Raw genomic sequence first — 15,010 nt, 5'->3', positions numbered from 1 at the left:
GCTAAAGATTTATTGTTAAACATCAATTTTTAAGCTAAACCCACAATCAGTGGACCCAGCAAGGTTAAAAAAACATTGGCCAATGCATAGGTAATTGCAAAGGGAACCGTAGGAATTGAATTGCCTGCTTTATCGAGCACGCCACCAAATGCAGGGTTTGCACTTCGTGAACCAGTTAAAGCACCAGCCATCACTGCGACATTGTCATAACGCAGAACATAACGTGCGAATAGCATCGAGAGAATCAGTGGCACAACGGTAACCACGACACCAATCATAAATAGTGATAAACCACTGTCTTTAATGGTTTGAATGGCTTGTAACCCCGACTGTAAGCCAACCGCAGCCACAAAACCTGCAAGACCTAAATCTTTAAGTAACTGCGAAGCTGCTAAAGGCATATTGCCATGAACTTGGTTTCGACTACGTAGCCAACCAAACAACAGACCTGATAAAAGTGCGCCACCGCCAGCACCAAGTGTCAGAGGAACATCACCGATACGCACAACAAATAAGCCAATCAGTAAGCCCACCACCAAACCAGCACCATGGAAGATCCAGTCTGTTTTTAAGCTCTCTGGTAAGGCCTTACCTGCTTCTTTGACTAAACGCTCAAGATCACTTTTGGTTCCGTATACAGTCACCACATCGCCTTGACGCAGGATGGTTTCATCACTTAAGAGCTGTGTTTCGTCCTGACGTTTAATGCCCAGCACATAAATGCCATGTTTAAGATAGTCAGGCGTATTGGCTTTGACATCACCTAATGTTCGATTGATGTATTTAGAGTTTCTTAAAATGACATCCGTCGTATCCATGACCATTTCCATACCCTGAGAAGATTGGAGTTCGGAGCCAATATTCTCTGCAATAGAAACGACACTTACTCTGCGACCAACGATGAGAACTACATCATCCGTTTGCAAAGTAATTTCAGGCGATACATCGATAAACTGATCTTTACGTTTAAGCCGCTCAATGGTAATACCTGACTTTTGGGCTTCTAATTCTGCAATCGTTTGACCAGATGCTTGTTGAACTTTATAAATCCGTCCCACAATTTCTGGCATCGCCAGTTCCTGACCCGGTGCAAGTTCAAAAGCACCTTTTAAACGCTCAGACTGTGCTTTAAGTGCGTCATCATGAATTTCTCGCCCCATAAATTTCGGCAAGATATTCACACAAATAATAATCGCACCTAGAGAGCCAAAAATATAAGTCACAGCATAACCAATTGCGACATTGGCTTGCAGTCGTTGAATCTCTGCCATTGGCAAATCTAAGCGCGAGATAGCATCACCTGCCGTACCAATAATGGCAGATTGTGTCATCCCGCCTGCGGCTAAGCCCGCAGCCAAACCCTTGTCTAGATCGAATATTTTCGCCATAGCGAGGACGGTAATAAGCCCGCAAATGGCCATAAAGGCAGCCAGTAGAATTTCTTTAATCGACTGAGGTCCGAGAGATTTGAAAAATTGCGGACCACTTTCAAATCCAACTGCATAAATAAATAGTGCAAATAGAATGGCTTTCACACCATTGTCAACAGGTACACCTATCAGACTTAGAATCACTGCAACCAATAATGATCCAGCGACACCACCAAATTGGAACTTACCGAATTGAAATTGACCAATCCAAAAACCTATTGCCAATGACAAAAACAATAGAATTTCGGGACTATGTTTTAATTCACCTTGTAGCCACTCAATCATATTATGGACTCACTTTATTATTAGATTTATCATTAAAACTAAAGTTTATTTTTCCATTTGATAAAATACTCCTCAGAATATATAAATGCAAATATATTATTTTATCTATAAATGATGATAATTAATTATTTCAAAATAACTTAAAAATATATAGGTTTTTCATTCTCATATAAACAAAGTAAAATCATCTGAATTAATATTTCATATTGTAACTAAAAGCATTAATTTTTATTTAACATAATTTATTTGATCTTTATTTTCTTTTCCGCATTAATATAAACAACTGATTTAACTATTTTTATAAATCCTGTTTTTAATAGAATCGATTCTTCAAATTGTGACCCGTGTCACAATTATGAATTCAACATATCTCAGCTTTATTTAAACGTATTGATAAGTTTGATGAACTATAAATTCGGTAGCTACCAACAATAAGTAGCACTTTATTTTCATATTGAATTCCACAGTTAAAATGCTATAAAAAAACCCATCAAATGAGATGGGCTTTTTTAGTAAGTACAAATACTTACTTCATGCTTGCAAAAACTTCTTTCGCTGCTTGCAGGGTAAATTCAATATCTTCATCAGAATGAGCAGCTGAAATAAAGCCAGCCTCAAATGCAGATGGTGCAAGATTCACACCACGGTCTAACATGCCATGAAAGAACTTACGGAATGCATCGATATCACACTTCAGCATCGAGTCAAAGCTAGTAATGTCTTCTTGATCGGTAAAGTACAAACCAAACATACCGCCGACTTGTTGCGTTTTAAAAGCAATACCCGCTTCATCAGCCGCGGCTTGTAAACCCACAAGCAGTTTTTCTAGTTGCGCTGTCAATTTTTCATAGAAACCATCTTGGCGCAGGTGTTTAAACATCTCAATCCCTGCACGCATTGCAAGTGGATTCCCCGACAGTGTTCCAGCTTGGTAAACTTTACCCAGTGGCGCAATACACTCCATCACTTCTCGTTTCCCACCAAAAGCACCCACGGGTAAGCCTGCACCAATAATTTTACCCAAGGTGGTTAAATCAGGAGTCACGCCATAGTGAGCTTGTGCACCACCCAATCCAACACGGAAACCAGTCATCACTTCATCAATGATAAAAACAGAACCATGTTCATCACATACATCACGAATCGCTTGTAAGAAGCCGTCGATTGGTTTCACAAGGTTCATGTTCCCTGCCACAGGCTCCACAATCACCCCTGCAATCTCTGAACCAAACTTAGCAAAGCACTCTTTTAAAGTGGCTATATCGTTATATGGAAGAGTAAGTGTGTGTTTGGCAAAGTCGGCAGGAACACCGGCTGAAGTCGCTTCGCCTTCACCGCTGGTTAACAAACCTGAGCCTGCTTTTACTAGCAGTGAGTCTGAGTGACCGTGGTAACAGCCTTCAAATTTTACAATCTTGTCGCGACCTGTATAACCACGTGCAAGACGAATGGCGGTCATGGTTGCTTCAGTGCCTGAGTTGGTCATACGAACCAGCTCAATTGACGGCATAATTTCGCAAATAATGTCGGCTAAAGTCGTTTCATGTACAGTAGGCGCACCGAAACTTAAACCATCCACTGCAGCATTTTGAACTGCTTTAATAATTTCAGGATGAGCATGACCTAAAATCATTGGTCCCCATGAGCCCACATAGTCTACATAGCGCTTACCATCCACATCGTACAAGTATGCACCTTGCGCCTTTTCAATAAAGACAGGCGTTCCACCTACGCTATTAAATGCACGTACAGGTGAGTTCACACCACCCGGAATATGTTTGCTTGCTTGTTTAAACAATTGTTCTTGCTTTGGAGATAAGCTCATGAAGTTACTCAACTCAAAAAATAAAAAAACATCTAAAAACCCTTAAGCTTTAGATGCAAATAAATCAGCCCACTGTTCTATACGATCAGGAATCGCAGACATTGATAGCCCTAATATATCACTAATCACTGCGCAAAGGTCGGCACCAGCATCGATCACTTCACCTGAATTTTCAACTGTTAAGCCACCAATCGCACAAATCGGCACATTCAATTTGGCTTTGGCTTCTTTTAAAGTCTCTAAGCCAATATTGCCAGCTTCTGGCTTGGTCTCCGTTGCGTAAATTGCACCAAAAGCAACGTATGTTGCACCTTCAGCAATCGCCTTTTCAGCCAGCTCAATCGAGTTCAAACACGTACGACCAATCACCGCATCTTTTGGCAGACGTGCGACAGCTTCGGCAACTTCACCATCACCTTGCCCTAAATGCACACCAACGCCGTATTTGACTGCCATTTCTAAGTCATCGTTAATCACAAAAGGAACACGATACTCAGCGCACATCGCTTTCATATACTCGACTTCGTAAGCCTGTTCTGCTTTGGATACTTTTTTACGGCGATACTGCAAAATGGCAACTTCGCGTGTTGCCATTGCACCTTCTAGCTTAGCCAAAAGTAGCTCTAAAGGATCATCATTTGTAATTAAATATAAACCGCGCATTTAACTCTACCTTTGGGTTATGTCATTCTATTATAAAACTAAAGGCTACTGATGCTTTAATGAATTGGAACTGAAAATGCGTTGCTTTGCACAAAAATCCCGCGACCAAGCCCAAGCTATATAAAAATACCTATTTTCAGTGATAGTCGCCCCACCGCTTTCGCAGTTTAATGAATACAGAAAGCAACAAGAATAAAATAAAAATAACAACTTTATAACAAGAATAAGAGACACGCAGCGATCTGATACGGCTTTTTAGCTTTTTAAACCAGTGGTGTTTAAACAACATCATAAAAGCTAAAAAGCCGCATATTTTATTTAAAATCCACATAAAAAAAGCCTAGAGAAGGTCGCTCTAGGCTTGGAAAACTAAAAGCACTTTAAAGTTCAAAGCACTTATATATTAATTGATGAAAATATAAACAACGATCTCATTATTAGAACATTAACTCATACTTTGCAACTGTTAATTTCAAGCTTTTCATAAAACTTTCATGATGAAGTCATAAAGTGCTTCACTAACTTGGAATTTTATCCAAGGCACGATCTTGTAAGCTTAAATTTCCACGTAAAACATCGGAAAACATGCGCCAGTCAGAAATAAAACTATACAAAGGCTGTTTAAAACTGGCTGGCTTATTTTTTTCAAAAACAAAATGACCTACCCACGCACAGGCATAGCCAGAGACTAAGCCGTATATAAAATAACGCGGCTTGCGTTTAAGTATGGCTTTAGAGAAAAAGTACAGTCCAATCGAACTGCCCGCGACATGTAGCCGACGACTCATGATGTTGCGGTGCTCTGTTAGATAAAAACGATAAAACTGGTGATAGTCCTTAATCGGCAATTGAAAATTAGGTTCAGCGTCGTGTTCCTGTTTCGGTTCAACCTGAGCATTCATCTGTCATCATCCTGATGGTTTTTTACCAACATAGCTGAAAATATGCAATCTGCAAAGTGCAATAGCCTCTGGGCGCGCGTCCACTAAAAACAGAATTGTTTTTTGATCAATCTCACACTGCAACTTTGTTTTATTGTGTCGTCAAGTCTTACATACTGTCTCTTTTTCGCTACAATCCAGTTGTCCATTGGTGTGCCTTTAGCGCACATAAAAACAAACTACAGATCATGCATCTCAAAACATAAAGGCTTGGCACTGACCTAGCCCCTCAAATTAGGAATTTTTCATGGTTGAAATTGAATTAAAATTTCAGATTAGCGAAGCACGACGTACCGCCCTTCTTAAAGCTTTAGATCCTAAAAAATCTGAAACGATTCAACTTCAAGCCAAGTATTTTGAAACTCCTGATCGCCTCTTGGCCCAACATGGTGCTGCTTTGCGTCAGCGTCTTGAAGGTACTTGCTGGATTCAAACACTCAAAGCCGCAGGTAAAAGTCATTTACACCGTTTTGAACATAATCATAATTTGGGTGAGTTAGAGTCATCTCCTGAACTGGACTTAAGCATTTATGAAGCTATTCCAGAGGCTCAACAGATTTTAACCCAAGCTTTAGGCTCAGATGCAGCTGCGTTAAAGCTCACCTTTGAAACGGACATCCAACGCACCTATCGCGTCATTGAGTTTGAAGATGCTGAAATTGAAGTCTGTTTGGATGTTGGTGTGGTTCGTGCATCTGGTCGAGAACAGACCATTCATGAGGTAGAATTCGAACTCAAATCAGGCTCTGTTCAGTCGCTTTTGGCCTTTAGTTTTGAATGGGTGAAGAAGTATCAACTGTGGTTAGATGTCCGCAGCAAAGCCGAAATGGGTAATCTACTGGCACTTGAGCAAACCGTAAGTCCAGCACGTTTTGAAAAAGAGTTTGTCTTATCGAAAAAAGAAAGTGCGGCACATAACCTGAGTTTGTTGATTGGTCAGCAAATGCAGCATTTACTGCCGAATATTGCTGCAATTTCAGCAGGTGTTGCTGAGCAAAGCCATATTGATCAGGCACAAACCGCTTTAGAGCACTTACAACTAACCTTAGCTTTGTTTAAGGACTGGAATAGCAATATTTCTGATAAATGGGCGATGCAACTTTCCGCATTTAAGCATCAGTTTGATCATTTACAACATTTGCAGCATATGCAAAGTACCCTAGGCGCATTTTTACAAAATCCAACTACTACAGAAAATCTTGCCAAAGACATTTTATATGCTCAAGAAAAGCTTGGAAATTTAGTTAAATCGACGCAGAACGTGCATCATTATCTTGAATTATTGACCTTTAGTTTAAGTTCACATGATCAGGTACAAAAGCAGGATTTAAAAAGCTATGCACACAATACCCTACAAAACCAATATCGACAGCTACAAGAAAGCTTAAATGCTGCAGATATTAGTCACTTTGAAAGCTTAGATGTATTGGCGCAGAAAATTAAGGAATTAAAGTTTAGCTTTCCTATTTTAACGTCAATTTATGATGTGAAAAATTTGCAGAAATACAGTAAAGCGTTAAATGATGCCCAACAAGCCGCACATGAATATCAAATTTTGGCAACTTCAGCTGCATATATTCAACAGACCGAACTTGAAGCCAGTGATTGGTTTGTTTTGGGTTGGCTCACGGCGAAGCTTGAAGTTTATGCCGATAAACTTTTAGAAGCGACAGAACAGTTCTTAGTTAGCCGTAAATTCTTAAAATAACGCTCTGTATACCAAAGCAGTCATGTTAAATACATGACTGCTATCGACTCTCTATAAGGTCTGACAAGACCCCAAATCATGCACGATAAAAAATCGTAGTTGGTCGCTTCAAACCAGTAATTTATCTATGACAAAGCGGCCTATTATCAGAACAATACAGGCTTTATATTCATTTTTATTCTTAAAAAGTAAAGCTATACATTCCTACTCAATGTAGATTTATTATCACTTCGATGTAACCATCTGTACTTATTAACTCTGCATATTTCTAACCATCATCTTCATTTTTAAAGTGACATCTAGCCCACTATTTCGGCTCTTTTAGCTTATACCTATTCAAATTTGGTCTTTTTTTGCTCAATTTAGCATATAGTAAAACCTAAGTTGTCATGAGTCATGGGCTATGCAAGAGATTGAGTTTAAGTTTCAAGTTCCAGTTAAGAAGCGTAAGGCATTGCAAAAAGCTTTTACACTGCTCAAGGCTGAGCCGATTCATTTAGCAGCCCAATACTTTGATACAGCCGATCAAACGCTTGCTAAGCATTGCATCGCGATTCGACGTCGGCAGGAAAATGATGAATGGAAACAAACCTTCAAAGCAGTAGATACCGCAAAAGCATTGGGTCGCTTTGAACTTGAATTTGATATAGAGCCACCTGAGACGACTACACTCGACTTAGATAACTATAAAAAAGATTATTCCGCTATCTACAAAAAATTAAAACGCGCTTTGGGGCTTCCACTTCCAACCCTTGAATTGCTCTTTGAAACCAACATCCAACGTTTACGCGTTTTGCAGGATGTTGGAAGTAGTGCAGTTGAAATTGCTCTCGATATTGGCAAAATTTTTAAAGAACAAAGCAGTGTAGATATTTTCGAAATCGAATTTGAATTAAAACAAGGATCGATAGAAGATCTGATCGCATTTATACGACCTTGGGTTCAAAAATACCAACTGAGTCTCGACACACACAGTAAATCTGACTATGGCCTTCTAGCTGTTCGTCAGCAAAGTTGCTTTCCTGCACAGTATCAAACACTTCTTCTACTGAACAGAAGCTCAAGAGAAACTGAAGCGCTACAAAGCATAGTGGCCAATTGCTTACAGCACTTACTTCCGAATGCCAGTTCAATTGCTCGACAGCAGTACTCCACTGAGCATGTGCATCAGGCCCGCGTGGCAATCCGCCGCTTGCGTACCGCACTGAAAAGTTTTGCTGCATGGTCGGAGGCTACGCAACCGCATTGGAAAACTGAACTCACCACTATTTTTCAAGCCTTAGGTGGAACACGTGACATCGATGCGCTAAACGAAGACTTACTCCCTCAACTGATTGAGGCAGGTTATCCTTTAGACCATCTTGCTCCAAATACAGAAGCCATCACTGATGTCTGCGCCCTATTCCAACGAGCAGAAACGACGCAACTTTGGCTTGAATTAATTTTATTTACAGAGCAAGAACTAGATTCGCCTTCAAAAGCCAAACTGAAAAAGCATGCACTCAAAGTTATACATGCTTTACACGATAAAATATGTGCACATGCCGAGCACTTTAGCCAGCTTGAAGATGAGGAAAAACACCGTATTCGTAAACAAGTCAAACAACTGCGTTATAGCATTGAGTTTGTGGCATTTTTACTCGATGCAAAAGCATTAAAAACCTATTTAAAAAAACTCAAAGCAGTTCAGGAAAACTTAGGGCACTATAATGATTTAGTGGTTGCAGAAGCTTTATTTCAACAAGCCCCTGAACCAGAAGCCGCTTATAGTTTTGCCACAGGATGGATCGCCGCGGAAAAAAATAGAATGCTGAAATTGGTTGAACAACAGCTGTTGCTGCTCAGTCAAACCAAAAAGCTGAAATAGCCTTTAAACCAAAATATACATCAACAGTGAAAAGCTCTTCTATAAGTGAATTTCCTGCCGACACTTAAGTTAACGATACTTTCCGTACACCTTCCACGTATTGTTATCTGCTAAGGGGTCGTTATAGCTATCACTGCGCTGCTTACGTGGTTTGTCTCGTGCATCGACCAGTTCAAAGTGTGCTTCGGTACTTAACACGATACCATTTACATAAAATCGGGTACGGGTATATTCACTCTGCCCATGCTGAAACACATAGGTTCTGAGGTCAATAAATTCCCTATGCGCAACCAAGGCAGCGTTATCATCGCTGTCCAACCAAGCGCGCATGGCTTGGACTTGCTCTGGCTCAAACTGCCCACATTTTTCGATTAAGCTTGCAATACCGCGAAAACTTTTAGATTCTTTGGCGCGGGTTTTATTAATCCGAATACGATCGACGTGAAAATAAAACAGCGGTAAGTTCAAATGACTAGGTAAATGAATTGCATCCAACACTTCATCTTCCATAAAAGGTTGGAACAAGTCTTGTGCCCGCTCAATCAAACCCATCCACTGACGGTAGTAGTCCTCAACTTCCGCTTTCGTGCCATAGTAGATCGGTAAGCCTTCGACATTGGCTAAATTTTGTGGTGGCCAAATGTTTTGACGCAATAATGCAATATCACTTTTTAAACTTTGTACCGCAATCGCGTCTTGCATGGATATCCTCTATTTTATTGCTTAGGCTATTTTTAGATTAAGGCAAAGGTTTAGTTTCTGCAAGGCTTTGCCTATAATGCAGGCTGAGTTATTTATGTATTTTAGGACAAGTTCATGGTTCAGAAGATTGAAGCAACAGATGTAACCGAAGAAGAAGCGTTGAATGCTGCTTTTTTTGAACGTGCAGATGAATTTATTAAGCAAGCCAACGATTTTTGTCGCACAGAAAAAGGTTCACAAGTGAAACCTACTGAAATACGTGGCCAAGTGAGTGCTGCGATGTTGTTTGGTACAGCCCGTTTTAACACGTGGGTGGCAGCCAACAACTTTAAAGATGGCGATGAAATGCGTGATGCCAAAGAGCAAGTGATGTCTTATATTTTGCAGCAGTTCCAAATGATGCTTGAAGACAACTATGACGAATATTGTGAACAGTTTGAGAACTACCTTCGTTTCCGTCATAACGAAGAATTTCATGCCAATAAGCATGACCACAAACACGATCACTGATCAATCAAAGCCTGCTTCGTGCAGGCTTTTTTCATTTCGTCGTATTTGAAACGAAATACAATGTTGCAACACCTCAATTTACAGTATGGTAATCGCTAAGGAATATGACTTAGGGAAGAACATGCAGCATTTGGACTTTGCACTCATCGATCCACACATCCACCAGTGGGACCCCTATAACACGCCACATGCAGCGGCTTTGGCAGTCAAATTATTGGGCAAGCATCCTAAGCTTTTGGACAAAATGGTTCGTTTGGTGAAACCTAAAGATCTGATTGAAACCATCGGTCTAACCCGTCATATTACACGTCCTTATTTACCTCATGACTATAAACGCGATACTGGCCCATACACAGTAGAACAAGTGGTGCATGTCGAAGCCAGTTGGCATCACAGCAAAGGCAAAGGTGTGGTTGAGGAAACTCAGTTTATCGAGTCTTTAGCTTTTGGGGTAGATACCGTCAAATTGGGTGGCATTGTCGCAACAGCTGACCCACGTGATCGTAACTTTAAAAAAATCCTAAAATTACACCATAAAGCTTCACCACGCTTTCGTGGTATTCGTAAAATGGCATCTTTTCATGAAGACAAAGAAATCCATGCGTGGACAGATGAGCCACACTTATATCGTAATAAAAAATTTCTCAAAGGCTTCGAAGTACTGTCCCAATACAACTTAAGTTTTGATGCTTGGGTTTATTCCACACAGCTTGAAGATGTGATTCATCTGGCCAAGCAGTTCCCAGAAACTTCCATTGTGCTGGATCATTTGGGTACACCCGTAGGTTTATTTGGTCCAATTGGTGCAAATACAGGGATGACACAAACAGCGCGGGAAAATATTTTCTTTCGTTGGAAAGACGACTTAGCTGAACTTGCAAGCTATCCGAATGTCTATACCAAAATGTCAGGGCTTTTCATGCCTGTATTAGGACATCGATTTCATAAAGAAGGCCGACTGGCTTCCAAACAAGAAGTCTTTGACCTTGCACATCCCATGATTACACATGCCCTCGCCTGTTTTGGCACCTATCGGGTAATGTTTGCCTCTAACTTTCCGATGGATTCGGTCAGTACATCGTTGGTGAATATTATCGATGCCTTTAGCGATGTCATCGCAGCCTATGACCCTGATGCTTTAAAACGCGTATTCCATCACAATGCCAAACAGTTTTATCGGCTTTAATTGAAAAAATAAGAAAACTAATTTCTAAAAACTATAACAAAAAGAACCCCTCAATTTTGAGGGGTTCTTTTTAAATGAAAACTGAAATCTTTACTTTTTCAGCGCTGGTTGCGCTTTGCCATATTGGTCAGCCATCACTTCAACCAACTGATCCAGCTTAATATACTTCTGAATCACCGCATCAACATCGGCTTTACTAATTTTGGCCAATGCTAAATCACGCTGTTCGCGATCCAGTAAAGTACGATTACGCTTCATTTGAGGAATCAACATGCGATGGATATTGCGACTATCTTCAAGTGCAGTCACACGCTTTTTCAAAATATCAGCCTTGGCAGCTTCCACTTCCTGTTCAGTAACGCCTTTTGCCAGTAACTCATTCAACACTTTATAGACCGCCTGAGACACTTGAGCCGATTTGCCTGCGTTATAGTTTGCATCAATCGTCAGCGCTCCTGACTCCGTCCAGTCATCCAGCGAAATGCTGCTGCCAAAACCATAGACCAAGGCATTCTTTTCACGTAGCTCTTGCGCCAAACGAGATGATAACTGCGACTCACCTAAAATGTGCTCGAGTACCTGTAAAGCAGGTGCATCTGGGTGGTATGTGCCCACAGGGAACGTCATAATGCTCTGATAGCTACCAAACTCACGCTGCTCTGACAGTGCATGTACACGCTGCGCTTTATATGCAGTAAAGTCAGAAGTAATCCGCTGATAAGGCGCTGCCGAGTTCCAGTTTGCAAAAGTCTGATTTAAAGTCTTTTTCATCTTTTTCGTATCAATCACACCCGTTACCGAAATTTGTGCATGATTCATCGCAAAAAACTGCTGATACAGCTGTTTAACCTGAGCTTGTGTTGCGGCCTGATACTGCTTCTTGACATATTCAGGCTCGAAGTGATGTCGAATATCCCCAATTGGATAAGTTTCAAGTAAACGAGCAATGGTTAAAGCCGCTACAGTTTCAGGTTCTGTATACGGTCGATCTAGACTTGCTAAGCTTTGTGACTTAATCAAATCAAACTGGCTTTGTTCAAAGGTTGGATTTTTAAGTACATCTATCACGAAGTTAAAAAATTCATCAAACTTTTCTTTCTTTGCCACGATTGAAATATTGATGCCGTTACCATTACTTGAGGCACTTGCTCCACCACCCGCATCGATCGAGTGATCAGCAATATCTTGCAAGCTATATTGAGTTGAGGCTCTGAGCAGTAAATAAGAGGTAAGATCTAATAACTCTGCTTTATTAAACAAACTTTCTGCAGTACCAAAATCAATCGAAATGGTGGCATAGGTCTTATCGTCACGCGTAGTACTTGGGTACAGCGCATATTGCATGCCATTTTTTAACTTGCCACGCTGAATTTGTTTTTCAGCACTTTCTAAATATTGCTTTGAGCTTTTTACATATCCAGCCACTTCTGCCTTATACGCACTGACATCTTTCAATGGTTCTTCAGCAACAGCTTGTTGATCTAAAGTTTTTGCTGGGGTCGCTGCTGCCGCTTGTTCAAGTGCTTTTTTCTGATCTTCTGGGGTCGGTAAAATAGTGCCTGAAATCCGATGCTCGGGTACTAAAAAGTCATCTAAACGTTGGTTCACATCAGTAACGCTGAGCTGTTGTAACTGTTGCTGATCTTTAAAGTATTGTGTCCAATCACCATTGGCAGAAACCACGTAGTCACTGAGCATACCACCGACTGCCGTTGCGCTGCTGAACATGCTTTCTTGGGCATTTTTAATCATGCTCTTCACACGGTTGAGCTCAACCTCGTTGAAGCTTGGTGTTTTTTCTACACCAGCAACCAAAGCCGACTCGACTTTTTTCACATCATGGTTGGGTGCATAAACTGCGCCCATAAACACCATATTAAAATCTTGGTCTAACCATGTGGTCGACTGAACTGCTGTCGCCGTTCCCGTTTCTACAATGCTTTGGTACAAATGTCCACTGGGTTGCATGGTGTATAAATACGGTGACACCGCCAGCGCAGTCTTAATGTTCTCGTTTTTACCATTCAGGTAGATATTATATTTGGCGAAATTACTGCCTTTTTTCACCACAAACTGGCGTTCTTTAATCTTACTGGCATCTAAGACAGGCACTTTGACTTTCGCAGGCACAGCGCGCGCTTTAATCGCACTAAACTTTTCATCAATCTGCTTCAGTACAGCTGCTTGGTCAAACTTACCCGAAATGACAAATACCGCATTATTCGGTGCATACCAGTCACGATAAAACTTATTCAGTTCAGCCATTTTGATTGACTGTAACTCGTTTAAATCACCAATCGGTAAACGCCCTAAATATTGATTACCATAAGCAGACTTCCACATCTGATCCATGAGTACCGAAAAAGGCTGATCCATACGGACTTCACGCTCGCGTTTTACAATCGCGATTTCAGACGGTACATATTTTTCTTGGAGCACCAAGCCATCCATACGCTCAGCTTCAAGATGAATCAGCTCATTAATCGCATTTTGTTCAGGACGAACCACATTAATATATTTGGTTGAATAATAGTCCGTGCTGGCATTATTCATTAAACCGTACTGATCTAAACGGCGCTGAAACTCGTCCCCAGGAACATTTTTAGTTCCCTTGAACGCTAAATGTTCCAGTAGGTGCGCTAAACCGCCCTTACCTTTGGGATCGTTCAATGAACCAGTCAAATAGACCATATTCATATACACTTTATTTTCTTTATCGTTTGGCGCAAGAATAATACGTAAACCGTTATCTAATTTATATTCTTCAATTTTCTGTTCCGATTTTACCAATACGGGTTGTGCCCATACTGTGCCCCCAAAGCCAAGTAGCAATACCGACAAACTCAATGTTTTAAAACGCATTAACATTATTTTTCCAAATAATTCGACAAAATATGAATGATTCTCAACATCATAGAGGAAAGTTAAATTATTTTTATAGTAATTTGGTGAAAAATAGCATTTTAATCAATGCTTATTTTTCACCAGTAGTTTTAATTTAAAAGAATTACAACTTAATCTAAGTAAAGTTCAGCCGTCATATATAACTTGGCATAGCCAGAAATTTGGATCCGTGTTTCAGACTGAATATCACAGTAAAGCAATCCACCACGGCTCGATGCCTGATAGGCAATCAATGAGGTTTTACCCAACTTCTCCGCCCATAGTGGTGCAAGACCTGTATGCATGGAGCCTGTCACAGGGTCTTCATTGATGCCTTTATGCGGTGCGAAATAACGCGCGATATAGTCATAGTCTTGAGACGTTGAAGTCAGGGTAACATCCAAGTTTTCAGCAGTAATCGCAGTACTGACTTTATGCTTTTCTGCCAGTTGACGAATTTTATCTAAGTTCGGTTTGGCATCCTTAACAGCCTGCTCAGACTCACACACTAAAATATAAGCCTGTGGGTTTAAATAGACTTCTTTAATTTCACAATCGACCAATTCATGAATTTCCGCAGGATAGTCTTCTAACTTTTGAGGTGCACGAATTGGAAAATTCATATGAATCTTGCCATCAATGTCTTGATCAATGATAAAAATACCCAAGTCTTTTACATGAAACTGGATACGTTTGGCATCGGTATAATCACGAAACAGAACATAACTACTGGCTAAAGTCGCGTGCCCACAAAAATCCACTTCAACCTGAGGGGTAAACCAACGAATTTCATAGTTTTCAGCATCAATCACTTTCACAAAAGCCGTTTCTGCCAAATTATTTTCTAACGCAATATTCTGCATCAAATCTACTGCTAACCATTCATCACGCACAATCACAGCGGCAGGATTACCTTTGAATAATTCAGTTGTAAAGGTATCGACTTGATACATTTTCATCGTTTTTCTCCTAAATTGAAGCTTTATTTTGCAAAAAACTGAGTAAAAAAG

11 protein-coding genes are annotated in these 15,010 nt (G+C 40.4%); 4 read left to right on the top strand and 7 right to left on the bottom strand.

All coding sequences use genetic code 11. The annotated features are described in order from the left end of the window. Positions 1–29: 29 nt before the first annotated feature. The 4 genes from aspT to KVY11_RS05885 form a co-directional block, all read right to left on the bottom strand. Positions 30–1,715, bottom strand: coding sequence for an aspartate-alanine antiporter (gene aspT / locus KVY11_RS05900; RefSeq protein WP_218288410.1), 1,686 nt, complete (start codon positions 1,713–1,715; stop codon positions 30–32). Between the two features lie 526 nt (positions 1,716–2,241). Next, the gene (hemL, locus tag KVY11_RS05895) at positions 2,242–3,540 is read right to left on the bottom strand and encodes a glutamate-1-semialdehyde 2,1-aminomutase (RefSeq protein ID WP_078424990.1); all 1,299 of its coding nucleotides are present in this window, start codon (positions 3,538–3,540) and stop codon (positions 2,242–2,244) included. A 42-nt stretch (positions 3,541–3,582) separates the two neighbouring features. Then, positions 3,583–4,203 carry a thiamine phosphate synthase gene (gene thiE, locus KVY11_RS05890; RefSeq protein ID WP_218288409.1) on the bottom strand — a complete coding sequence of 207 codons (621 nt, stop codon included), beginning with the start codon at positions 4,201–4,203 and terminating at the stop codon, positions 3,583–3,585. Between the two features lie 518 nt (positions 4,204–4,721). Continuing rightward, the gene (locus tag KVY11_RS05885; protein ID WP_005401111.1) at positions 4,722–5,105 is read right to left on the bottom strand and encodes a DUF962 domain-containing protein; all 384 of its coding nucleotides are present in this window, start codon (positions 5,103–5,105) and stop codon (positions 4,722–4,724) included. A gap of 286 nt (positions 5,106–5,391) precedes the next feature. Between KVY11_RS05885 and KVY11_RS05880 the strand changes: the two genes are divergently transcribed. Beyond that, positions 5,392–6,852, top strand: a complete 1,461-nt coding sequence (locus tag KVY11_RS05880) for a CYTH domain-containing protein (RefSeq protein WP_218288408.1) — start codon at positions 5,392–5,394, stop codon at positions 6,850–6,852. A gap of 403 nt (positions 6,853–7,255) precedes the next feature. Beyond that, the gene (locus tag KVY11_RS05875) at positions 7,256–8,719 is read left to right on the top strand and encodes a CHAD domain-containing protein (protein WP_218288407.1); all 1,464 of its coding nucleotides are present in this window, start codon (positions 7,256–7,258) and stop codon (positions 8,717–8,719) included. 69 nt (positions 8,720–8,788) lie between these two features. On the opposite strand, the gene KVY11_RS05870 is transcribed toward KVY11_RS05875, so the two are convergent. After that, positions 8,789–9,421, bottom strand: a complete 633-nt coding sequence (locus tag KVY11_RS05870; protein ID WP_218288406.1) for a hypothetical protein — start codon at positions 9,419–9,421, stop codon at positions 8,789–8,791. Positions 9,422–9,535: 114 nt separating this feature from the next. On the opposite strand from KVY11_RS05870, the gene KVY11_RS05865 reads away from it, so the two are divergent. Together KVY11_RS05865 and KVY11_RS05860 are read left to right on the top strand one after the other, a co-directional pair. Then, positions 9,536–9,931, top strand: a complete 396-nt coding sequence (locus KVY11_RS05865; protein ID WP_110975907.1) for a DUF3144 domain-containing protein — start codon at positions 9,536–9,538, stop codon at positions 9,929–9,931. A gap of 121 nt (positions 9,932–10,052) precedes the next feature. Beyond that, the gene (locus KVY11_RS05860) at positions 10,053–11,117 is read left to right on the top strand and encodes an amidohydrolase (protein ID WP_218288405.1); all 1,065 of its coding nucleotides are present in this window, start codon (positions 10,053–10,055) and stop codon (positions 11,115–11,117) included. 90 nt (positions 11,118–11,207) lie between these two features. Here KVY11_RS05860 and KVY11_RS05855 read toward each other — a convergent pair whose 3' ends face one another. Both KVY11_RS05855 and KVY11_RS05850 read right to left on the bottom strand, forming a co-directional pair. Continuing rightward, positions 11,208–13,985: a pitrilysin family protein gene (locus KVY11_RS05855; protein ID WP_218288404.1), complete on the bottom strand. Its 2,778-nt coding sequence runs from the start codon at positions 13,983–13,985 to the stop codon at positions 11,208–11,210. A gap of 146 nt (positions 13,986–14,131) precedes the next feature. Next, the gene (locus KVY11_RS05850) at positions 14,132–14,959 is read right to left on the bottom strand and encodes a PhzF family phenazine biosynthesis protein (protein WP_218288403.1); all 828 of its coding nucleotides are present in this window, start codon (positions 14,957–14,959) and stop codon (positions 14,132–14,134) included. Positions 14,960–15,010: the final 51 nt, after the last annotated feature.

It is taken from the genome of Acinetobacter sp. CWB-G5 (genome assembly GCF_019209785.1).
Lineage (GTDB): Bacteria > Pseudomonadota > Gammaproteobacteria > Pseudomonadales > Moraxellaceae > Acinetobacter > Acinetobacter johnsonii.
This window is presented reverse-complemented; position numbering and strand designations above follow the sequence as displayed.

Coding starts and splice junctions, on each gene's coding strand:
- aspT (WP_218288410.1), bottom strand. CDS start 1,715: ATGATTGAGTGGCTACAAGGTGAATTAAAACATAGTCCCGAAATTCTA.
- hemL (WP_078424990.1), bottom strand. CDS start 3,540: ATGAGCTTATCTCCAAAGCAAGAACAATTGTTTAAACAAGCAAGCAAA.
- KVY11_RS05860 (WP_218288405.1), top strand. CDS start 10,053: ATGCAGCATTTGGACTTTGCACTCATCGATCCACACATCCACCAGTGG.
- KVY11_RS05865 (WP_110975907.1), top strand. CDS start 9,536: ATGGTTCAGAAGATTGAAGCAACAGATGTAACCGAAGAAGAAGCGTTG.
- KVY11_RS05870 (WP_218288406.1), bottom strand. CDS start 9,421: ATGCAAGACGCGATTGCGGTACAAAGTTTAAAAAGTGATATTGCATTA.
- KVY11_RS05855 (WP_218288404.1), bottom strand. CDS start 13,985: ATGTTAATGCGTTTTAAAACATTGAGTTTGTCGGTATTGCTACTTGGC.
- KVY11_RS05875 (WP_218288407.1), top strand. CDS start 7,256: ATGCAAGAGATTGAGTTTAAGTTTCAAGTTCCAGTTAAGAAGCGTAAG.
- KVY11_RS05885 (WP_005401111.1), bottom strand. CDS start 5,105: ATGAATGCTCAGGTTGAACCGAAACAGGAACACGACGCTGAACCTAAT.
- KVY11_RS05850 (WP_218288403.1), bottom strand. CDS start 14,959: ATGAAAATGTATCAAGTCGATACCTTTACAACTGAATTATTCAAAGGT.
- thiE (WP_218288409.1), bottom strand. CDS start 4,203: ATGCGCGGTTTATATTTAATTACAAATGATGATCCTTTAGAGCTACTT.
- KVY11_RS05880 (WP_218288408.1), top strand. CDS start 5,392: ATGGTTGAAATTGAATTAAAATTTCAGATTAGCGAAGCACGACGTACC.